Source organism: Algoriphagus ratkowskyi (assembly GCF_002150505.1).
GTDB classification, from domain to species: domain Bacteria; phylum Bacteroidota; class Bacteroidia; order Cytophagales; family Cyclobacteriaceae; genus Algoriphagus; species Algoriphagus ratkowskyi.
In genome coordinates this window covers 187,212-207,239 of record NZ_MSSV01000007.1, presented here as the reverse complement: position 1 = coordinate 207,239, position 20,028 = coordinate 187,212, and the positions used below count along the sequence as shown (strand labels likewise).

Below are 20,028 nucleotides of genomic sequence, written 5' to 3'. Positions count from 1 at the left end.
TTTATTTCCTGCAGTTATTGTGAATTTCCAGCAGATGATCAGAGATGATCCGCACCAGCCTGCAGCCTTCTCTGCAATCATCAGTGAGCAGAATTACTCAAGATTACTAGAAGGCTAGATTTCAACAGGTGAATAAGTTACTCCACTTGGTTTCAAAAGGCAAGCCTTCCTCTTTTGCTACTTTATTTGCGATTTCGATCAGCTCTCCACTTTGAACCATCTCAATCGCCGCTTCCATATCTTCGGTCATCACACGGTCGTTGAATACTGGACTGATTCGTTCACGAACTCGTTCGTAGATCGCATTCATTACTTTTCCAGATTTCAAGTGCGCATGAAAATCCATCGCTTGAGCAGCATAAAATAGCTCAATTCCCAAGATTTTCTCCACATTTCCAATGACTTGTAAGGCTTTTCTCGCTCCAATCGATCCCATACTCACGTGATCCTCCTGACCTAGGGAAGTTGGGATGCTGTCGGCAGAAGCGGGGAAGCAAAGTCCTTTATTCTCTGAAGCTAAAGCAGCCGTGGTGTATTGCGGAATCATTAGTCCAGAGTTTAAGCCTGTTTCTTTCATGAGCAATTTTGGTACTCCAGGCGTATCTCCAACCAGAGAAAGATAGATTCTCCTGTCGGAAATATTTCCTAGTTCCGAAGCCGCAAGACAAGCATAATCCAATGGTATAGCGATGGGTTGCCCATGAAAACTTCCACCGGAAATCGTGTGATCTTCATTGAAAACAACTGGATTGTCAGTCACTGAATTGATTTCAATTTCGATGGTATCTTTCAGATGAAGCCAAGCATTTCGCGAAGCGCCATGAACCTGCGGCATGCAGCGCAAAGAATATGGATCCTGCACTCTCGCGCAGTTCAAGTGAGAATTGACGATTTCAGACTCATGAAGCAAATTCAAAATATTCTGAGCCACATGCTGATTTCCTGCGAATGGTCTTAATTGATGCAATTCGGGCGAAAAAGGCTTGATCGAACCCATCAATCCTTCGATCATCATCGCGCCGGTGATATCAGCATGAACGAGCAAATTGTGCAGTCGATCGACGACTTTTACTCCATAAGCAGCCATGAATTGGGTGCCGTTGATCAGCGCCAAACCTTCTTTGGGACCTAGGTGAAGTGCAGTAATATTGAGCTTCGCAAAAAGTTCTGAGGTTTTCACAATGCTGCCTTCATAATGCACTTTTCCCAAACCTAACAACGGCAAAAATAAATGTGAAAGGGGAGCTAAATCACCAGATGCACCCACTGAGCCTTGAATAGGGACAACTGGAATCACGTCATTCTCCAGCATCCAAATCATTCTCTCCAAAGTTTCTAGCTTAATTCCGGAGAATCCTTGAGCTAAGGCCTGAAGTTTTAGGACAAGCATCAACTTGGAGATTTCAAGAGGAACTGGTTCTCCTAACCCAACAGCATGACTTTTTAGGAGGTTTTCCTGCAAAGTCTGTGTGTCAGCTGTAGAAATCTTGCTGGTACAAAGTGGACCGAAACCCGTATTAATACCATAGACTGCTTTTTCTCCTTTCGCAATAGTGGCAACCGCCGAAGCGGAAGCTTTAACCTTGTCTAGCGTTTCTGAGCTTATAACTCCTTTTATCTCTTTTCTAGCGAGTTGCAAAGCGGTTCCTACTGTCAGTTGGTCTTGGCCGTATCGGAAAGTGTTCATTATAATCGGGTTTAGATTCAGGGTCTTCACAAAGATATCACCCTAGAGTGATAAGTATTGATATCAATATGGTCATGATGTGATACCTTTGAAGCATCATGGAGTTGAGACATTTGAATTATTTTAAAGCTGTTGCCGAGGAATTAAATTTCCGAAAAGCAGCTGAGCGCTTATTTATTTCGCAACCTGGATTGAGTAGGCAAATCAAGCAATTGGAGGAAATGCTGGAAGTAAAACTTTTTGATAGAGATCAAAAGCATGTAGAGTTAACATCTGCTGGGGTATTTCTAAAAGGAGAAGTAGATTTTGTTATGAATCATCTTGATCTCACCAGAAATCAGTTGAAGTTGATCGCAGCTGGGAAAATAGGGGAGCTCAGGATTGGATTCTTAGGCTCTGCATCCAATCAGATTTTGCCAGATTTGCTTGGAAAACTCAATTCGAATCAGCCCTTGATCAGCACCAGTTTGGAAGAGTTGAGCAATTCTATGCAGGTGGAAATGATTGAAAAGGACAAACTGGATTTGGGATTTGTTCGGTTGGCCTCCGTGCCAAGTGATCTCGAGATGAAGGTTGTTTTGAGAGATAGCTTTTCTTTGGTTGTGCCAAAAAATCATCCAATTCAGAAGCAGGAATTTGTTTCAGTAGCTCAGTTTCAGGACGAGTCTTTCGTGCTTTTTTCTTCTGATTATAGCAATCTCTATTACGAGCAAATTATTGGAATTTGCCGAGATGCCGGTTTTTCTCCGAAGATCAGACATAAGTCTGTTCATGCCTTGACGATCTTTAAATTAGTGGAAAATGGAATGGGAGTGGCGATAGTGCCGACTTCCCTGAAGGAAGGGTATGAGCTGAATGTACGCTTTATGGAGATTCCCGATATTCGTCAGTTTACCGAGCTGTCTGCCATCTGGAAAGCCGAAAATCGTAATCCTGCGTTGATGCAAGTATTACCGTTGTTAGAGTAAACTCAAAATACCCTCCGTTATAGTAGAGGGTATTTTGCCTAAATATCTATCGGAGAATATCCGGAATAGCTGTTTGTTGCGTGTGATTTTTCAGGAGATGAAATGCTTGTTTTTCCTAAAATTGATATCAGCCGACTCATAAACCTGAGCTTAGTCCTAAAAAAAAAAATCATGTCAATATTGCTCCCAGAAATTTGGAGGTGTAATACCCAGTGCGCGTAAATAGACAAAGCCTTGGCCGCGATGGTGGATTTCATTATCTATGATATAAAATAGAATGCTGTAGCCTGTGCCATCATATTGTCCGAAGGCTTTGATTTGCTTCTGAAATTCCTCCATCGTAATATCCTTCCAATATTCTTGGATTTTCTCTGTTGATTGATCCCAGCTCGCAAGCAGATCAGCTTTGGTAGTCAGTTCGGCTTTTTCCTCGTCAAGCGCTTCCCAAGTTGACGTGGCCAAACCTCTAGCGGTGGCACTATCCATAGCCAGCATTTCTTTCATGAGCTGCGCAAAAGTCCGCATTCCGCCTATGCTGAATTCAAATAATTCTTTCTCAGGAAAAGCTTCCAGCGTCCTGCGGGTGACTTTGCGATGTCCTAGCCAGTGGGTGAATAATTGATCTTTGTTGATGATTTGAGCGCTTGATGATGATGTTGTCGTTTCCATTGTGGATATATTTTGTTTAAGAATACTCAAATAAACAACCGCATAGTGTCAACCCTATGTCAGTAGGATTTTGAGATTTGAAAATTTTTTTAATTTTTTTCAAGTTTCTTTACTTACTAGCCTTTTACTTTTTTTCCATGAATAGAATAGATCGACTTACAGCCATACTAACGCATCTGCAATCCAAGAGAACTGTTCGTGCTTCCGAGCTAGCTGCTCGTTTTGAGGTGAGTTTGCGCACGATCTACAGAGATGTGAGATCTCTGGAAGAGTCAGGAGTTCCAGTCATTGGTGAAGCAGGGCAGGGATATTCGTTGGTTGAGGGGTATAGACTTCCACCCATCATGTTTAGCAGAGAGGAGGCATTGGCAATGTTGGTAGCAGAGAAATTGATGGAAAAAGCGCTGGGTGAGCAAACCAGCAAGCATTTCAATAATGCGTTGATTAAAATTAAAGCGGTGTTAAAATCTACCGAAAAGGATTTACTGGTGGAAGTGCAGGATACAATCAAAGTGTTGAAGTCGAGTTCTTCACCAAACATGAATCAATCTAGCAAAGCTTTTCAATTCATGCTTCAGGCTATTTCTGATAAAAATGTTGTAGCTACCACCTACGTTACTTTCGATCCAGAGCAGATAACAGAGAGAGAGTTGGAACCTGTTGGTATGTTTCATTCCTACGAGCAATGGTATTTGATGGCATTCTGTCGAATGCGTAGGGATTACCGTACATTTCGATTAGATAGATTCAGCAAATTTAGGTTTACAGATATTTCGTATTCCACAGCCAAGCATCCATCCTTACAGTCTTATTTGGACAAAGTTGCTGGGGAACAAAAACTCCATCAAATTGTGCTAGAAGTGCCTGATGGGTCATTGAAATACCTCGCAAACTCCAAATACAATAATGGTTTTGTGTCTGAGGAAAAGGTTGGGGAAAGAACCGTGATGACTTTTATGAATTCTTCTATTGAGGGTTTTGTGCGCTGGGTGATCTCTCTGGGAGATATGGTTGTGATTAAGAAGCCTACAATTCTACGAGTTCGGTTGAGTGAATTGCTTAATGAGATCAAACAAATGCAGGAGTGAAAAGTATATTTAACAATGGGATATTTAAGAGTAATTGGGATCTTTTAGGATGTTTTCGTTGACTGGAAAAAGCAATTTTTAAATGGGAAGTATAGACTTCGTAAAAAAAATGATTTTCTAATTTCTTAAACTCTTCTAAAAGTGAATTCAGTGATGATTAATATTCTTGATTTAAGAGATGGATTTCCCCAGTTCGGGTAGTTGTTACACTTTTGATCGAAGAATACAGCTTGCATGGTAAGAATTATAAGAAAATCTAAAGCTTCTTACAGTAGGACTTTCCGTTTTTATACTAGTTAGATTAAGCTTTATAATTAAGCTTTTGTTATGCCTAAAGGTCTATTTATTCGAATTATAAAGTGAAATCAAAAGCCATAAATTATAGAATGTCTCATGATATGAATAACTTTGAGTTCAAATTTCATCCGATCTACCGTTGGAATGTCATTTGTGACTTTAAAAGAAAATTTTAACACCAAAACTGAAAATTATGAACATCAAGATATTAGGTACAGCTGCTGTAGCATTGCTGATGGCGGTAAGTTGCCAGCCGAAAAAAGTAGAAAGTGAAGAGGTTGTAGAGATGGAGATGAATACTCCTGCCGAAATTTCTATTGAGAAGTTTACCGATACTCCAGCATACTCTTCCTCTTCTTTAACTTTAAAGAAGCCTACAAACACTACCATTGCAAAAGCGGGTGAAGTAGACTTTGCATTTGATGTGAAAGACTATAAGTTGGGAGAAGTAACTGAGCGAAATGGAATGGCTGAGAATTTGGCTAACTCCGACCAAGGTCAGCATATTCACTTCATATTAGATAACCAACCGTATTCTGCGCATTATGAAGCAGAATTCAAAAGAGAAATGCCAGAAGGAACTCACTACCTAGTGGCATTTTTAAGCAGATCATATCATGAATCTGTGAAAAACTCTAAGTCTTTTATTGCTAAGAAAATGGTAGTTGGCAAAGCAAGTGATGATTTGAATGTTGATTTTGCTAAGCCAACCATGATTTACAGCCGTCCAAAAGGTGAGTATAGCGGTGCTGATACTGAGAACTTATTGCTTGACTTCTTCTTGTTAAACACCACACTTTCTGAAACTGGAAATAAAGTAAGAGCAACCATCAACGGTCAGGAATTCATGATCACTGACTGGGCTCCTTATGTAATCAAAGGCCTTGCAAAAGGTGAGGTGACTATCAAATTGGAATTGTTGGATGCAGACGGAACTTTGATCCCAGGTGGATTCAATGACGTAACTAGAACAGTGACTTTGAAAGACTAATCCATAAACGATTAAGCCTGAAACTTAAAACTCCGTGTGATTGATTTCGCAAGGAGTTTTTTTTATTTTTTACCGCAAAGGGCACGAAGGTTTCGCAGAGGCCGCTGAAATAACGTTTGAGGTCTTTTTTCAGACCTCGAACGTTTTCTTACTATTCTTAAATTCCTGGTTTTATTCCAATCAAACCTTGAGAACTTAATTACACTAAAGTAAAATACTCAGGAACTAGACTTTTGATTTTATCCAAAGTTTCAGGCATGGAGAGTGCACTCATTCCTCCAGATGCATTTGCGTGTCCACCACCATCGAAATGAGTTGCAGCCAGGACATTTACTGGATTCTCTTTGCCTTTTGAGCGGAAGGAAATCTTGATAATGCCGTCTCGTTCCGAAAAGACCATGGCAGCTTTCATCCCTTTGATGGACAGCGCAAGGTTGGCTAGACTATCTGTATCTCCTTTTTTGTACTGATACTTTTCCAGTTCTTCTTTAGTAAGAGAAATTATAGCCACAGTGTTTTCCTCCTTGATCTCCATTTTTTGGCTCATAGCAAATCCCTGTAGACGAAGACGAGATGCAGTATTCGTGTCATTCAGCAATTCATGAATGAGGTGATGTTTTACGCCTGCAGCAAGCAATTTTGCTAGCACCTCGTGAGTTCTAGGCTTGACGGAGTTGAAGCGAAAGCTACCCGTATCAGTCAAAATTCCTAGGTACAAGGGATTACCGATTTTTTCGTCCAATAAAGCTCCATTTCCAGACTGCTCGATCAGTTCAACGATCAACTCTGCCGTAGATGATGCTGAGGTGTCGGATACTGTAATAGAAGCGAAATCCTGCGGGTCTAGATGATGGTCAATCATGATTTTGGTACAAGTTGCTGATTCCAGCAAGGGCTGCATTCTTTTTCCTACACGGTCTGTTGCGTTAAAGTCCAGACAAAAGATGAGGTCTGCTTCTTGAAATGCTGCGGTTACTTTCTCAGGTTCCTGATCCATCACCGTGATGGAAGAGAGCTCAAGGAAATCCAAAAAATCTGGAGCTTTGTCAGGATGACAGATGATAGCTTTTTTTCCAAACTTTTCTATAAAATGCAATAGTCCCAAAGAAGAACCGACAGAGTCACCATCGGCAGATTTGTGGGCAGTAATAAGGATGTTTGATGCTGCTAGAATTTCAGCTTCTATTTGTTTGAACGTGTTCATGAATGGGGATTGTACTGGAAAATTAAGCTTTGATAAGGAAGAACGAGGTGGGTGAAGGTTCTTTGGAATGCAAAGGAACAAAAGTGAAGACTTAAAAGTATTGAATTAGGGGTTTATATTCCCACTTGGTGCACAATGGGCACTATAGTTTAAGGTTCATCGAAAGATTGATTTATAGAATAAAATAATTTTTAATACAACTGCGTAAGTTAAACCAATACCGATAGTCAAGATGGTAATTCTTCTATTCCATAAAATGCACTGTATTACTACGATAATTGCAATCAAAATCCATGTGAATAATTTTTGTCCCTTGTCAAAACTCGACTTTTTCTTTAATGGGTATAAGTAGAATTTGAGATTAAGAATTAGATCAAACAGAGTTAGTGCCGAAGTAAAAATGAAAACTGTCGTTATTGCTGAATAGTATGAGTATTTCCAGGTTATAATACCAACTCCTACAAGTAAAAAGGTAAATGTGATTAAACTATTGGATTTTTTAAGACGCTTGATTCGGCATGCGATGTATTGAAAGAGTTCATCCATTTATTTGAGCTGGAGTGATTTCTTTACTTTAAAATTGAGTCAGAATGATCTGAATTTGCTTGTGTACATCGGGGATTTTATTTTTTACTACATCCCAATCAATGGAATAATTTACTCCCATACAATCATGAATGAGCCTATCTCTCATGCCGGCCATATTTTTCCATTGTATGGTATTCCACTTAACTTTTTGATCTGATGGGATTTTCTTGGTAGCCTCGCCAATTATTTCCAAACTGCGAACAATTGCTCTTTTTAAAGTCTCATCTTCAATAAAATCATTAAAAGGAAGCTCCTTACTCACAGAAAGGATATAGTTGCATTCATCAGAAATATGTCGCAGATAGCTAATAGAATCTTTAGACATATTGCACCTCCCTTAAAATATTAGAGCCGATATGTTCGCTTAATCCATTGGTTGTGACTACTTCTATTTTCTGATTTTTAAATATGCTTTCAAATAAATCGTAAGCAGCCATGAAGTTGTCAAATGTTTCCTTTTCCGGATCGAAATCTACAAGCAAATCAATATCACTAGAAATAGTATTCTCATTCCGCAAATAGGAACCGAATAAACCAACTTCTCGAATTCCAAGTTTAGACAGTAGGGGTTTATTCAACCTGAGTTTTTCCAATATAATTTCCTTCGTGGTCATTTTCTGTGGTTTATCAAATATACAAACTCTTTTACTTGGTATATTCTTGTAGAGGTCGCATCTCAAATTTCTCAGTCTCTCAACTCCGCTCTTTTCTCTTCAATTTCAGCTGCTAAAATTCCATTGATATCAGTTTTAGCACCGAGAAGTAGCTGAATGATCGTTCCGTATTCACGGGCATTGGGATCGGTAATGGTTCCTATCTCTTCAGATTTTTCGAAGAAGGAGATTTCTCTTTCGCTAACACCATCTTCCACTTCTCTTACCAAAATCACATTCTTGATTTCCCTGCTTAGATCTATCCAATTGACATAGTCGGCATTCATAGTAACTGCTCGTAATCCTTTGGTTTTGGTGTAAAAGTTAATCGCGCCAGCTTGCCCATAATTGTCGCAGATGATTATCGTGTACTCATCTGGAGGAGCTTTATAATAGGCAAGATCAACTTTCTCCGCAAGCTCTTTCCAGCCCAGCATATCCGCGTAATCCTGTGGCAAGTCATGAATTTCACCATCTTCCCAGCGATTTTCCATCAGTTCAGGATGGCGAGATTGGACGCCCTTAAGGTATTCTGGATCTCCTATAGGAAATGAAATCGGAGCAGCGAGAATAAATAATGCTATCGGAATAATCATCACTACTGGCTTCAGATATTTACCCCAGCTTTTGTACAGCAAGTGAGAAAGATAAATCGCACCAAATGCAAAGTGAATAGGGTAGAGGCCGATGGCGTAATAGCTTTTGGCTTTGAGGTAAGTGAAGATCGCCAAAGTGAAAAATGTCGCCCAAAAGAAAACCTGATACTTTCGAAAGGAGGGTAAGTGAAATAGGAAATCAGCGCCAAAAGGAGAATAAAACTTGACCCGAAAAAGAAGAAAAATTGATCATTCAGAAAATTAACTCGATTCACATTCACTAACTGATTTTGACTCAGCATGCGCATGTGCCAGAGCACAGGGAAATCATTTTGCCATTGCCATATCAAGTTTGGTAAGGCAATCAAAAATGCTAGCGCAAAAGCAGTATAGAAGTGTGGGTTTTTGAAGATCTTCCGCTCTGAAGTCAGCAGCAAAGCAGGCAATAATCCCAGTACTTGAAAGTCGATGTTGTATTTATTCAGAAAACCAAAACCAATACCGATTCCCAGCCAGTAGAGCCACTTGTTTTTACCAGTTTGGATGAAGCAAAGCATGGCGAAGAGCACAAAAGTCCAAGCCAGAATATCAAAAGAATTGGGCTGGAATAGAATATTGAGTCTAGCTAAAGAAGAAAATATCAGACAAATCGCCGCCAAGGACTGAGCATATAAATTGCCGCCAAGTCTTTCTATTGCCTTCCAAACCAGCATAATAGTCAATGTGCCGAAGAGCGCAGGGAAGAACTTGACCCAGAATTCAGTATTTCCAAGCAGGTAAATCAGGTAAGAAAACCAGGAAGTCACAGGAGGAACCGAGATATATCCCCAAGCCAGATGATGCGCTTGGTCTAGATGAAGGTATTCGTCCCGATGCAAGTCGTAACCTATATCTATCAGCAGGTATTGAAGGATAAACTTGATGAGTATGAATCCGAATAAAAATAGGTTTCGCTGGTTCATAGGGAATTTAAAAATTGGGTTGGCACAAATGTATAGAGCATCTTCTTTACCGTGGTCTGTGTCCTCACAGACCATTTTTGTATTTTCATTAAAAAGAATAAAATATGGAACATCAAGAGAGTAAATACCGAAATTCTCGAATGGATTTTGATGAAGTGTATTTTTGGACGGATACAATTAAGGATTGGAAATGCCTGTTGAATCATGATCAATATAAAGAGATTGTCATTTTATCATGGCGAAATCTAGTCACGAGGGGATTAGTAATTGTGTATGGATTCGTGATTATGCCAAACCATTTACATGTGATTTGGGAAATGAAGGAGCCTAATGGTAAAGAAATGCCTCATGCTAGTTTTAATAAGTTTACAAGCCACATGATCGTAAAGGATTTGAAGCTTTATAGTCCAGAATTGTTGCCTTTATTTAAAGTGGAAGATGGAGAAAGGAATTTTCGTGTCTGGCAACGTGATCCTTTAGCTATTTTGATGGATTCGAGGGAGAAATTGGAGCAAAAGCTAACCTATCTCCACAATAATCCTCTGCATGAGAGATGGGGCATAGTTGATAGACCTGAAAGCTATAGGTGGTCTTCAGCTCGTTTTTATGAGGTTGGAGTTGATAATTTCGGTTTCTTGACTCATTACATGGATAGGTTTTAACTTTTGATTGCTTTTATTGGTCTGTGTGGACACAGACCACGGTATCAGAACAAATTTGATGCGTATAAACCCCATCATATATCCCGTGTTCTTGGTCATGCCCTTCAATAATTACCCGTTAAATATCAACTTGAAAGTTGTCCCTTCACCTTGTGTAGTTCGCACCTGGATATTGCCTTTATGTCGACGCATGATTTGTTTGGAAAGACTTAGGCCGATCCCCGATCCTTTAGACTTGGTGGTAAAGAATGGGATGAAAATCTTTGAAAGTGCTTCTTCGTCGATGCCTTTTCCAGTATCTGCTACTTCCAAAATGATTTTTCCTGCCTCGTCTATAAATGCTCGAAGGATAATTCGTTTTACTTCAGAATCTTCCACTGCCTGAATAGCATTTTGAGCCAGATTTATCATCACCTGCTCGATCTGAGTTTGGTCTCCAAATAGGATTAATTCCGTTGGGTTGATCTCTTTAATTAATTCAATCTGATAGGTGTCCAGTTGGTTTTGTAGTAACACCTCCAATTGATGGAAAAGCTTTGCGATAGCAATACTGCTAAATTTTGGTGCTGGAATATGAGCCAAACTTCTGAAGTCAGACACGAAACTGATTAGACCTTGACTACGCTTTTCAATCGTACTTATTCCCATGAGATAGTCTTCCATCTCAGCAGGAGTGATTTGTTCCACGTTGTCTATTTTACTTTCCATTTCCCCTTGGATAGTTCCTGCCAAAGATGAAATAGGTGCAATTGAATTCATAATTTCATGAGTCAGAATTTTGACTAAATTTTGCCAAGCTTCCATCTCCTTTTCCTCCAGTTCAGACTGAATGTTCTGAAGAGAAACGAGCTTAAACTTTTCCCCACGCATCAGTAATTCAATTACATAGACCGAAATCTGCATTATGCCGTCAGGATGTGCAATTTTGATCAACTCAGATCCGCCAGTTCGCAGATTATTGATTGCTAGATGCAACTCTTTGTTTATACCCTCGATATCGCCTATGTTTTTTAGTTCTTCCACATCGAGAATTCTCTTCGCGGCCGTGTTCACGATCTGAATACCACCGTTTTCTCCAAAAGTGATCAGACCTATACTTAGGTGTTTGAATACAGATCGGAAGTACTGATAATTCGCTTCTTTTTCCGCTTGATCTTCTTTTAGCTTTGCGAGAATCGCGTTGAATTCTATGTGCAAGTCATCTGTTTCTGTCCCATCAAATTTGACAGGGTAGAGTTGGGAATATTTATCCTGCTTGATGTTATCTAGAAAAACACGCACTTTTTTAAATGAGCCTTCGGAATAACGAAGCAGATAAATGATCTGAAAAACGACCAAAATGAGAAAAAGGGAGGTCATAAAGACTCCCCAACTATCGATGATAGCGTAAGCAAGTAGAAAGAGGGAAGCTCCTAAGAAGGCGATCCGCCCAAGTAAGCCAACTTTATAGTCCATATTTCTCTAGCCTTCTGTAGAGTGAAGCTCTGGTGAGACCAAGCTCCTTCGCTGCTTTGGAGATGTTTCCACCGTTTTTATCTATTGCTCGCTGGATAGTGGTCTTTTCCATGTCATCTAGGTTTAATGTCACCGATACTGGTGCTTTATCCGATGCAGGCTTTGCAGAAAGGAAGAAGAAATCACGTGAATCTAAGATGTCACCTTCAGCCATTATGATCGCGCGCTCTATAGCATGCTGAAGTTCACGGATATTTCCTGGCCATGCATAGTGCTGTAATAGATCCATGCCTGAGCTTGTAAAACCAGTGAAGGTTTTACGGTATTTCTGGCTATAGCTTTTTAGGAAATGATTTGCTAGCATGGGGATGTCATCCTGTCTTTCACGAAGTGGAGGAAGGAAGATCTCTACGGTATTGATTCTATATAATAAATCCTGACGGAAATTATTTTCTGCTATACTCTCGTGCAGGGGCATATTTGTAGCACAGATAAGACGGATATCAACAGGAATCGCCTTATTAGTACCTATTCTAGTGACCTCTCTTCGTTGCAATACTGTCAGGAGTTTTGATTGAAGTGGAAGTGAAAGATTGCCGATTTCATCTAAAAATAAAGAACCTTGATCAGCAATCTCAAATCTACCTGCACGATCATCTTTGGCGTCAGTGAAAGCGCCTTTTTTATGCCCAAAGAGTTCAGATTCAAATAATGTTTCTGTGATCGCTCCCATATCCACTCCGACGAAAATCTCATCTTTCCTCAATGATCTATCGTGAATAGCGCGAGCAATCAATTCTTTACCCGTACCATTTTCTCCCAAAATCAAAACATTGGCATCTGTCTGAGCTACTTTATCAATGATTGAAAAGATATTCTTCATGGAAGCACTTTGACCGATGATGTCGGTGTAAGGCTTTTTCATGTCCGTCTGCATTTGTTTTTGCTTCTTCTGCAGCTTATCGACTTCATTATAACTTTCCTTCAATCTTACAGCAGAAGAAAGCGTTGCGATCAACTTCTCATTTTGCCAAGGTTTTAGGATAAAGTCGGTTGCTCCTTCTTTCAGTGCCTGCACGGCCATTTCGACATCTCCGAAAGCTGTGATAAGAATCACTACAGCCTTAGGGTCTATCTCTTTTATTTGCTTTAGCCAGTGAAAACCCTCCTTGCCGGAAGTAGTATCCTCACGGAAATTCATATCGAGCAAGATCACATCGTAATTATTGTTATTAACCAGGAAAGGAATTCTGCGGGGATCCTTTTCTATCATCACTTCTTTCGCGTGCTTTTTCAAAAGCATTTTGGCAGCAAATAATAAATCTTCGTTATCATCGATGATAAGAATCTTGCCTAAGTCTTGAGTTTCCATGGTTGAGTGTTTGGTCTTGCTTATGGCAAAATGATGCCAACACTAATATAAGCCATATAAGTAGGTTTCTGACATGGAAGTGTCCACAAGTGTACGGTTTTATACTAAAATCGGACAGTGTTGATCGGGTTTTCTCCCTTAAAAGATTTTTATACCTTTGTGCTTTACTAAAACGAATGACTATGCAAGCTAAAAAAGGGGATGCAGTAGAAGTGCATTACACTGGAAAATTAGAGGATGGAAGTGTGTTTGACTCTTCAGCAAACCGCGAACCGCTAGGATTTACCTTAGGCGATGGTAATATGATTAAAGGATTTGACACGGCTGTCGATGGCATGAAGCTAGGCGACAAAGTAACTGTGACAATTCCTGCTGCAGAAGCTTATGGCGATCGCAGAGAAGATATGATGATCGATGTGCCTATCGCGCAAGTTCCAACGGATATCAAACCTGAAATAGGATTGTCTTTGACTCTTCAGGGAGATAATGGACAGCCTATGCCAGTAACGGTAGTAGGAGTGGATGCTGAGAAAATCACATTGGATGCTAACCACCAATTGGCGGGTAAGGATTTGATCTTCGATATTGAGTTGGTGAAAGTCAACTAAATTTCAATATTAAATGAGATAAAGCAGTTCCGAGTTTTCGGAACTGCTTTTTTTTATGTTTAAAGTTTTTTTTAATTTGGAATAGTAGATAATCAGGTATATGTTTGGGATTAATCTTTGCAACATAGCAGGCTAAAAAATGGCTGGTTATGTAATTGATTGAAAATGATTAATAACTTTTCATATAGAGCCTCTTTATTTTTTATAACATCACTTATTGATGTGAGATGTAAGCTTGATTTTTCTGCTTTCATGCATAAGCTATTGCTTAACATTCGTAAACCTCCGCTTATCTTTCTGTCTTTTTAGCACTTGCGGGGGTGCTAGTAAAAATCCGGTAAATTTTATTAAACTATTGAAAATCAGAATATTTTAACGCTGAATCAATACCCGTATGTGAAATTTTCGAATAGAAGGATTGTCATTTTAACCATTTCTAAATTAACTTTAAAAAAACATAAAGATCATGGCTAGTAATAAAAACCTAAAGTCCTCATCTGTTGATTTGAAAGCAAAAAAACAAGATAAAATACAGAAAAAGCTGGAAGCTAAACAAACTAGAAAAAGGAGATAGCTTGACGAGAAAAACACATAATGTGATCTTCTAATATAATTAAGTATTTAAACAGGTGTAGTCTTTGATTACACCTGTTTTTCTTATTGGGATTATTGAACATTACAGGGGTCTGAGGACTTAACTACTGAAGTAAACTGCTTTCTTAGAAAGCTTAATTTAGGTGAAATATAGGTTTTGCAGAAGGGAGCGTCGGGTCTTGATTGGTAATAATTCAAAAATTTTTCCTCGTTTAATTTGAAGCTTTTTAGGGCTAATATCTTTGTGATGTATTTGTCAGTCTGCCGTAAGTTCTCCAAAATAACTTCCATAGGTTTTTTCTGAGCTAGATTCTGGTAATAAATAGCAGAACGATATTTACCTCTCAAACTGTGTGTAGATGTGCTGGAATGCGTGAGCAGGTGGATTTCTAATAGAGTCTCCAGGCTGATTACTTCTGGATCAAAAGTTACAAGTACAGCTTCCGAAAAACTGCTGTTCACGCCACCCGAAGCGATCCAGCCCTGAGCTACCTTGACTACACCGGTTAAGCTTTGAAAAATAGCCTCTGTGCACCAGTGACAGCCACCTCCTAAACCAATTACATTAGAATTATAATTGTTTAATAAGGAGTCAGTAGCATTCTCAGAGGAAGGGATTTTCATTTTATTTGCTTAATCCACTCAGGAGTAGTGTATAAGCTTATTTTATCTTTTGTAACCAGTGCAATTCGTTCTTGTCCAATTTGGATATAGGAGGCATCAGGTATGTCCAAATCAGCTAAAGTGAATGTTTCATTAGTAATCAGTGATATTGCCATTAGCTTATCTCCCCCAATCCAAAACAGATGCTCATTGTAATAGCATAATTTCTTGATTTCTGCCACCGCTACTTTTCGCATCAGATTGCCTTGATTATCAAAGATTAAAACACCTAACTCAGGTAAATTCATAAATAGTCGATTCTTGAATTCCCTGATTTCAGAGATATTCAACTCTTCTGAATTAAGTAGCAAATTGAGAGGTTGGGATTGAATAATCAAATTACGCAGGTAGTCCATTGATTTCAGACTTAAATCAGATTCATCCCAAACCCAGATAACATTGTTATTGCCAAGTGTTGCGGCCTTAGCTAGGTTGATGTCAGTTAGGCTAAATCCTTTTTCAGCCAAAGGATTCAAAAATCTATCTAAGATTCTGTACTCTTGTAAATCTGCGGAGAAGCTGAAGATATTCACCGTCCAGGCAGCCTCTAGCTGATTCAGTCTTCCTTGACGAGTTGGAGAAAAGAGGTTGAGTTGCTTTCCTTCTGGGCTGAAAAGGTAAATATCACCTGCCATTGTGCTTGCATATATCTGGTCTCTTGTATCAAAAGAAATCAGATCTAAATTTTCGAGTGAAATCTCAGCAATGGGATCACTTAGTTTCCTTTCGCTCTGGGCAATTGCCAAAAGGGGAAGAAGAGTGCTTAGTAGGAGGGAGAGTCGTATCATCCTTCGAAGGTTGAAAGCTTGGCATTGTTGCCATCAAAGGACAGAAAAGTGTTTTGGGTTACCCATTCACCAAGGTTGAAATAGGTAGAGCTTCCCCCAACTTCTAGCTCTAAGGGTAAATGCCTATGCCCAAATATGTATAAATCGTGATGTTTCTTCTGCTCTAGTTCTTTACAGTAAGTCCAAAGCCATTCATCGTCACCAAGGAAACGACTTTCATCTTTTTCCATGTTTGTAATCCGGCTATGACCAGACCAGGCTTTAGCTATTGTAATTCCAATATCTGGGTGAAGCCATCTGAAAAGCCCTTTTGCAATAGGATTAGTAAATACTTTCTTCAGGAATTTGTAGGAGTTGTCTCCTGGCCCAAGTCCATCTCCGTGTCCTACAAGTATTGATTTCCCTTCAACTTTAATCTCAATTGGATGAGTATAAACGGGTATTCCAAGTTCGATGGTGAAATAGTCTTTCATCCATAGATCATGATTTCCACTGAAAAATAAGATAGGAATACCACGATCTCTGAGCTGATGAATTTTTGAGATAAAAGGAATAAAGCCTTTTGGAATCACTTGCCCGTACTCAAACCAAAAATCGAAAATGTCTCCCACTATTAGTATGGCTGCCGCATCATCAGCAACTGAATCCAGCCAGCGTATGATGCGTTTTTCGCGAACTTTACTTTCAGCATCATTTGGAGCTCCGAGATGGAAGTCAGAAGCGAAATAGAGTTTTTTTCCATTTAGAGGAAAATCCAATGGGGTTGATTGCATAGCTAAAGATAAACGTGCAGGAATTAAATCAAAAAAAAGCCCCGAGTAGTTCGGGGCTGTTATTTATAAGATTCGATTATCAGAATTCGGCGCCGGAATTGGATCTATCAGAGGATCTGATGATTCAGGATTTTCTTCCTCTCCTTCCGTGGAGATCAAATCAGGTAATTTTACCTCATCTTTTTTATTGGTAAAAGCCTGATAAGTTGTTTCCTTATCAAAAGGTCTTTTCCCTATCAATCGCTCTAGATCAGCTTGAAATAGAATCTCTTTTTCCAAAAGCTCTTGCGCCAAGATGTCAAGTTCTTTAATCCTGTGTGTAAGTAACTCTTTGGTTCTGTCGTAAGCTGACTGAATCAGTTTTCTAACTTCCTCATCGATCACCTCAGCAGTGGATTCAGAATAAGGCTTGGTCATCTTGTAACCATCGGCTTTGGAATCGTAGAAAGAAACATTTCCGATTTTATCGTTCATACCATAAACTGATACGATAGAATAGGCCAATTTAGTGACGCGCTCCAAGTCGCTCAAAGCACCAGTAGAAATTTTCTTAAAGATGATTTCCTCCGCTGCACGACCACCTAGTGTCATACACATCTCGTCCATCAACTGCTCTGTTTGATACAAAAACTGCTCTTTTGGAAGATACTGTGCATAGCCTAAAGCTGCTACACCACGCGGAACTATACTGACTTTGACCAATGGATCTGCGTGCTCCAAGAACCAACCGGCTACTGCATGACCAGCCTCGTGGTAAGCGACGATTTTCTTTTCCTCAGGAGAAATGATTTTATTTTTCTTTTCCAAACCACCAATCACACGATCAACGGCATCTTGGAAATCCTGCATATCCACAGCCTCTTTATTTCTTCTAGCCGCAATCAAAGCAGCTTCATTACATACGTTTGCAATTTCTGCACCAGCAAACCCTGGAGTTTGAGCAGCACATTTCTTAGGATCCACATCATCAGCCGTTTTGATTGGCTTCAAGTGAACTTTGAAAATAGCTTCTCTTCCCACGATATCTGGCTTGTCTATAGAGATCTGTCTATCAAATCGACCTGGTCTTAGCAAAGCGCTATCCAATACGTCTGGTCTGTTGGTAGCGGCGACAACGATTACTCCTGTGTCAGTTCCGAAACCATCCATTTCCACTAAAAGAGAATTGAGTGTGTTTTCTCTTTCGTCGTTAGAACCTGGCATTTGACCTTTTCCTCTAGATCTACCGATCGCATCGATCTCATCAATGAAGATGATACAAGGTGCTTTTTCTTTTGCTTGCTTAAACAAGTCACGTACTCTAGCAGCTCCTACACCAACGAACATCTCTACAAAGTCAGAACCTGAAAGAGTGAAGAATGGAACACCAGCTTCACCTGCTACAGCCTTTGCAAGCAAGGTTTTTCCAGTACCTGGAGGGCCTACTAGCAATGCACCCTTAGGGATTTTACCACCTAGTTTGGTGAATTTCCCTGGATTTTGCAGGAATTCTACTATTTCCTGAACTTCTTCTTTCGCTTCGTCAAGTCCTGCCACATTGTCAAAAGTGATCTTAACTTTATTTTCAGCATCGAATAATTGCGCTTTTGATTTACCCACATTGAAAATCTGTCCACCTGGGCCAGAAGGGCCTGACATTCTTCTCATCATAAACCAGAAGAGGACAAATAGCAATATTAAGAAGCCAAAACTACCAAAATAACTACTCCAGTTCTCTTCAGTAGCCACAGATAATTCAATTCTTTTTTCTTGAGGAACGTCCTCTTTTAGCACGTCAAAATCATTTGCAAATTTCTCTACAGAAGCAACTTGAAAAGAATAATGAGGTCCCTGCGGATTAAAGAAGGAGGAATTAGCCTCCAGCTCTGTTTTATATTTATCTGTAGATAGAGAGGCTGAGTTGAGAGTGACATCCACACGCTCCATGTTTTTCACCATAGTAACCTTGGAGAGATCACCAGCTAAGTACATATCCTCAAATCTCTTTTGAGTGATGTCAACTACTGAATTTCTGTTTTGAACCCATGTAAGGCCTATAAGTACAGCTACAGCGGCAACTATCAACCAGAGTTGAAAATTAGGCTTTTGAGGGGTCTTTGGTGTAAATTTTTTATTCTTATTGGTAGTTTCGCTCATTTCGTATTAGGGTAATATCATAAACTTTAGGTAAAACGGAGTGTCAAGCTGAAAGTTCGAAGCTTTTATTCAATTCGGGTGACTTTAGCATCCCCCCATAAATCTTCTAATCCATAGAATTGTCTTTTATCCTTAAGGAAAATATGTGCAACAACGTTCACATAGTCCACCAATATCCACTGGCGACTACTTTTTCCTTCGCTTTTCCATGGGTTTTCTTGACCACTTTTGAACACTTCTTCTTCAATAGAATCTGCGATAGCGTCGAGTTGGGTGTCAGAGGATCCGGAGCAAATAACGAAAAAATCTGTTACCGTATTTTTTATGTTTCTTAGATCCATTACTACAATGTCCGAGGCTTTTTTCTCCTCCATTCCTTTTATGATTACTTTGCTCAGCTGTTCTGCTGTCATATTATTCATTTAATTTTGCAATGTCCGAGATAAAAATGTCCTTGACTAGACGAATTCAAAATTTATGTATAAAATTCTTGCCAATACGATTTTTTTTGGGAAAGATGTTCATTTCCTGTCAGAGTGTCACTCTACTAATGACATTGCTTTGAATTTGGTCAGGCAATTTCAAGTGGGTGAGGGAAGTATTGTGATATGTGACAATCAAACTAAGGGGAAGGGTCAGCGAGGTAATTTCTGGCAGTCTGAGGCAGGTCAGAATTTAACCTTTTCTTTAGTTTTACGGCCTGATTTCCTGGATATTTCGGAGCAGTTTTATCTGAATATGACTGTTTCCAATAGTCTAAGACGATTACTTCAGGACTATGTGCCTCAGCTTGAAGTTAAATGGCCGAATGACCTGATCGTGCCCGGATATGGAAAGATGGGTGGGATTTTGATTGAAAATACTTTCTCTGGAAAAGAATGGGAATTTGCTGTTGTGGGCATTGGGTTGAATATCAATCAACTTAGTTTTGATTCAGAAACTGCAGTGTCACTTAAATCAATAACTGGCAGTCAGTTTGAATTAGAAGAGCTGTTTCGCCTGTTGATCACGCAGCTGGAGCAAGGTTATATTCAGTTGAAAAAAGGCAAATTGCAAGAAATTAAGTCTGAATACCTGATGAATTTGCATAGAAGGGATTCTTGGTCAAAATATTCGGCGAATGAGGAACAATTTTCCGGGAAAATAGTTGGGATAAGTGCAGGAGGTAAACTTGAAATAGAATTGAAAGATGGTGAAATAGAAGTGTTTGATTTGAAAGAGATCTCTTTTTTATAAACCTTTTCTATTTTAGATTCCAAATTTTATAGGGTACC

General features: G+C 39.4%; 20 protein-coding genes. 6 read left to right on the top strand and 14 right to left on the bottom strand.

The annotated features are described in order from the left end of the window. Positions 1 to 121 precede the first annotated feature (121 nt). A complete protein-coding gene (hutH, locus tag BVH02_RS09405; protein ID WP_086501188.1) occupies positions 122 to 1,687 on the bottom strand; it encodes a histidine ammonia-lyase in 1,566 nt (521 codons plus the stop codon). 98 nt (positions 1,688 to 1,785) lie between these two features. Here hutH and BVH02_RS09400 point away from each other — a divergent pair, with 98 nt between their 5' ends. Beyond that, positions 1,786 to 2,655 carry a LysR family transcriptional regulator gene (locus tag BVH02_RS09400; protein ID WP_086501187.1) on the top strand — a complete coding sequence of 290 codons (870 nt, stop codon included), beginning with the start codon at positions 1,786 to 1,788 and terminating at the stop codon, positions 2,653 to 2,655. Between the two features lie 174 nt (positions 2,656 to 2,829). Here BVH02_RS09400 and BVH02_RS09395 read toward each other — a convergent pair whose 3' ends face one another. Further along, positions 2,830 to 3,324: a DinB family protein gene (locus BVH02_RS09395; RefSeq protein ID WP_086501186.1), complete on the bottom strand. Its 495-nt coding sequence runs from the start codon at positions 3,322 to 3,324 to the stop codon at positions 2,830 to 2,832. Between the two features lie 137 nt (positions 3,325 to 3,461). On the opposite strand from BVH02_RS09395, the gene BVH02_RS09390 reads away from it, so the two are divergent. Next, positions 3,462 to 4,412 (top strand): helix-turn-helix transcriptional regulator, encoded by a 951-nt coding sequence (locus BVH02_RS09390; protein ID WP_143244197.1) that lies wholly within the window; start codon positions 3,462 to 3,464, stop codon positions 4,410 to 4,412. A 490-nt stretch (positions 4,413 to 4,902) separates the two neighbouring features. Beyond that, entirely contained in the window at positions 4,903 to 5,700 is a 798-nt protein-coding gene (locus tag BVH02_RS09385) for a hypothetical protein (protein ID WP_086501184.1), read from the top strand. Positions 5,701 to 5,899: 199 nt separating this feature from the next. On the opposite strand, the gene BVH02_RS09380 is transcribed toward BVH02_RS09385, so the two are convergent. The 5 genes from BVH02_RS09380 to BVH02_RS21750 all read right to left on the bottom strand — a co-directional run bounded on the left by BVH02_RS09380 (position 5,900) and on the right by BVH02_RS21750 (position 9,703). Next, positions 5,900 to 6,904 (bottom strand): DHH family phosphoesterase, encoded by a 1,005-nt coding sequence (locus BVH02_RS09380; RefSeq protein WP_086501183.1) that lies wholly within the window; start codon positions 6,902 to 6,904, stop codon positions 5,900 to 5,902. Positions 6,905 to 7,478: 574 nt separating this feature from the next. Beyond that, positions 7,479 to 7,817, bottom strand: a complete 339-nt coding sequence (locus BVH02_RS09370; RefSeq protein ID WP_086501181.1) for a HepT-like ribonuclease domain-containing protein — start codon at positions 7,815 to 7,817, stop codon at positions 7,479 to 7,481. After that, positions 7,810 to 8,106 carry a nucleotidyltransferase family protein gene (locus BVH02_RS09365; RefSeq protein ID WP_086501180.1) on the bottom strand — a complete coding sequence of 99 codons (297 nt, stop codon included), beginning with the start codon at positions 8,104 to 8,106 and terminating at the stop codon, positions 7,810 to 7,812. Before BVH02_RS09365 ends, BVH02_RS09370 begins: the two co-directional genes overlap by 8 nt. Positions 8,107 to 8,177: 71 nt before the next feature. After that, complete coding sequence (locus BVH02_RS21755; protein WP_223271846.1) at positions 8,178 to 8,783, bottom strand: hypothetical protein; 606 nt, start codon at positions 8,781 to 8,783, stop codon at positions 8,178 to 8,180. Beyond that, on the bottom strand, positions 8,753 to 9,703 hold the full coding sequence (locus BVH02_RS21750) for a glycosyltransferase family 39 protein (protein WP_223271847.1): 951 nt from the start codon (positions 9,701 to 9,703) through the stop codon (positions 8,753 to 8,755). The genes BVH02_RS21755 and BVH02_RS21750 overlap by 31 nt, the downstream gene beginning before the upstream one ends. A 104-nt stretch (positions 9,704 to 9,807) precedes the next feature. Here BVH02_RS21750 and BVH02_RS09355 point away from each other — a divergent pair, with 104 nt between their 5' ends. Next, on the top strand, positions 9,808 to 10,365 hold the full coding sequence (locus tag BVH02_RS09355; protein ID WP_223271848.1) for a transposase: 558 nt from the start codon (positions 9,808 to 9,810) through the stop codon (positions 10,363 to 10,365). A gap of 111 nt (positions 10,366 to 10,476) precedes the next feature. Here BVH02_RS09355 and BVH02_RS09350 read toward each other — a convergent pair whose 3' ends face one another. Both BVH02_RS09350 and BVH02_RS09345 read right to left on the bottom strand, forming a co-directional pair. Then, positions 10,477 to 11,820 (bottom strand): sensor histidine kinase, encoded by a 1,344-nt coding sequence (locus tag BVH02_RS09350; RefSeq protein WP_086501179.1) that lies wholly within the window; start codon positions 11,818 to 11,820, stop codon positions 10,477 to 10,479. After that, positions 11,810 to 13,192, bottom strand: coding sequence for a sigma-54-dependent transcriptional regulator (locus BVH02_RS09345; protein WP_086501178.1), 1,383 nt, complete (start codon positions 13,190 to 13,192; stop codon positions 11,810 to 11,812). Before BVH02_RS09345 ends, BVH02_RS09350 begins: the two co-directional genes overlap by 11 nt. Positions 13,193 to 13,374: 182 nt before the next feature. On the opposite strand from BVH02_RS09345, the gene BVH02_RS09340 reads away from it, so the two are divergent. Then, positions 13,375 to 13,800, top strand: a complete 426-nt coding sequence (locus BVH02_RS09340) for an FKBP-type peptidyl-prolyl cis-trans isomerase (protein ID WP_086501291.1) — start codon at positions 13,375 to 13,377, stop codon at positions 13,798 to 13,800. A 666-nt stretch (positions 13,801 to 14,466) separates the two neighbouring features. Here the strand turns inward: BVH02_RS09340 and BVH02_RS09335 are convergent. The 5 genes from BVH02_RS09335 to rsfS all read right to left on the bottom strand — a co-directional run bounded on the left by BVH02_RS09335 (position 14,467) and on the right by rsfS (position 19,167). Next, positions 14,467 to 15,018, bottom strand: a complete 552-nt coding sequence (locus tag BVH02_RS09335) for a peptide-methionine (S)-S-oxide reductase (protein WP_086501177.1) — start codon at positions 15,016 to 15,018, stop codon at positions 14,467 to 14,469. Beyond that, positions 15,015 to 15,845, bottom strand: a complete 831-nt coding sequence (locus BVH02_RS09330) for a hypothetical protein (RefSeq protein ID WP_086501176.1) — start codon at positions 15,843 to 15,845, stop codon at positions 15,015 to 15,017. Before BVH02_RS09330 ends, BVH02_RS09335 begins: the two co-directional genes overlap by 4 nt. Next, positions 15,842 to 16,618, bottom strand: coding sequence for a UDP-2,3-diacylglucosamine diphosphatase (locus BVH02_RS09325; RefSeq protein WP_223271849.1), 777 nt, complete (start codon positions 16,616 to 16,618; stop codon positions 15,842 to 15,844). The genes BVH02_RS09330 and BVH02_RS09325 overlap by 4 nt, the downstream gene beginning before the upstream one ends. A gap of 63 nt (positions 16,619 to 16,681) precedes the next feature. Then, positions 16,682 to 18,754, bottom strand: a complete 2,073-nt coding sequence (ftsH, locus tag BVH02_RS09320; protein WP_086501175.1) for an ATP-dependent zinc metalloprotease FtsH — start codon at positions 18,752 to 18,754, stop codon at positions 16,682 to 16,684. Positions 18,755 to 18,819: 65 nt separating this feature from the next. After that, positions 18,820 to 19,167: a ribosome silencing factor gene (gene rsfS / locus BVH02_RS09315; protein ID WP_086501289.1), complete on the bottom strand. Its 348-nt coding sequence runs from the start codon at positions 19,165 to 19,167 to the stop codon at positions 18,820 to 18,822. A 64-nt stretch (positions 19,168 to 19,231) separates the two neighbouring features. Here rsfS and BVH02_RS09310 point away from each other — a divergent pair, with 64 nt between their 5' ends. Beyond that, positions 19,232 to 19,990: a biotin--[acetyl-CoA-carboxylase] ligase gene (locus BVH02_RS09310; RefSeq protein WP_086501174.1), complete on the top strand. Its 759-nt coding sequence runs from the start codon at positions 19,232 to 19,234 to the stop codon at positions 19,988 to 19,990. Positions 19,991 to 20,028: the final 38 nt, after the last annotated feature.

What these genes read in the sequence shown, in the direction of transcription:
- BVH02_RS09370 (WP_086501181.1), bottom strand. Translation starts at nt 7,817, where the DNA reads ATGTCTAAAGATTCTATTAGCTATCTGCGACATATTTCTGATGAATGC.
- BVH02_RS09365 (WP_086501180.1), bottom strand. Translation starts at nt 8,106, where the DNA reads ATGACCACGAAGGAAATTATATTGGAAAAACTCAGGTTGAATAAACCC.
- BVH02_RS09310 (WP_086501174.1), top strand. Translation starts at nt 19,232, where the DNA reads ATGTATAAAATTCTTGCCAATACGATTTTTTTTGGGAAAGATGTTCAT.
- BVH02_RS21750 (WP_223271847.1), bottom strand. Translation starts at nt 9,703, where the DNA reads ATGAACCAGCGAAACCTATTTTTATTCGGATTCATACTCATCAAGTTT.
- BVH02_RS09345 (WP_086501178.1), bottom strand. Translation starts at nt 13,192, where the DNA reads ATGGAAACTCAAGACTTAGGCAAGATTCTTATCATCGATGATAACGAA.
- hutH (WP_086501188.1), bottom strand. Translation starts at nt 1,687, where the DNA reads ATGAACACTTTCCGATACGGCCAAGACCAACTGACAGTAGGAACCGCT.
- BVH02_RS09340 (WP_086501291.1), top strand. Translation starts at nt 13,375, where the DNA reads ATGCAAGCTAAAAAAGGGGATGCAGTAGAAGTGCATTACACTGGAAAA.
- BVH02_RS09325 (WP_223271849.1), bottom strand. Translation starts at nt 16,618, where the DNA reads ATGCAATCAACCCCATTGGATTTTCCTCTAAATGGAAAAAAACTCTAT.
- BVH02_RS09385 (WP_086501184.1), top strand. Translation starts at nt 4,903, where the DNA reads ATGAACATCAAGATATTAGGTACAGCTGCTGTAGCATTGCTGATGGCG.
- BVH02_RS09390 (WP_143244197.1), top strand. Translation starts at nt 3,462, where the DNA reads ATGAATAGAATAGATCGACTTACAGCCATACTAACGCATCTGCAATCC.
- BVH02_RS09400 (WP_086501187.1), top strand. Translation starts at nt 1,786, where the DNA reads ATGGAGTTGAGACATTTGAATTATTTTAAAGCTGTTGCCGAGGAATTA.
- BVH02_RS09330 (WP_086501176.1), bottom strand. Translation starts at nt 15,845, where the DNA reads ATGATACGACTCTCCCTCCTACTAAGCACTCTTCTTCCCCTTTTGGCA.
- ftsH (WP_086501175.1), bottom strand. Translation starts at nt 18,754, where the DNA reads ATGAGCGAAACTACCAATAAGAATAAAAAATTTACACCAAAGACCCCT.
- BVH02_RS09380 (WP_086501183.1), bottom strand. Translation starts at nt 6,904, where the DNA reads ATGAACACGTTCAAACAAATAGAAGCTGAAATTCTAGCAGCATCAAAC.
- rsfS (WP_086501289.1), bottom strand. Translation starts at nt 19,167, where the DNA reads ATGACAGCAGAACAGCTGAGCAAAGTAATCATAAAAGGAATGGAGGAG.
- BVH02_RS09395 (WP_086501186.1), bottom strand. Translation starts at nt 3,324, where the DNA reads ATGGAAACGACAACATCATCATCAAGCGCTCAAATCATCAACAAAGAT.
- BVH02_RS09355 (WP_223271848.1), top strand. Translation starts at nt 9,808, where the DNA reads ATGGAACATCAAGAGAGTAAATACCGAAATTCTCGAATGGATTTTGAT.
- BVH02_RS09335 (WP_086501177.1), bottom strand. Translation starts at nt 15,018, where the DNA reads ATGAAAATCCCTTCCTCTGAGAATGCTACTGACTCCTTATTAAACAAT.
- BVH02_RS09350 (WP_086501179.1), bottom strand. Translation starts at nt 11,820, where the DNA reads ATGGACTATAAAGTTGGCTTACTTGGGCGGATCGCCTTCTTAGGAGCT.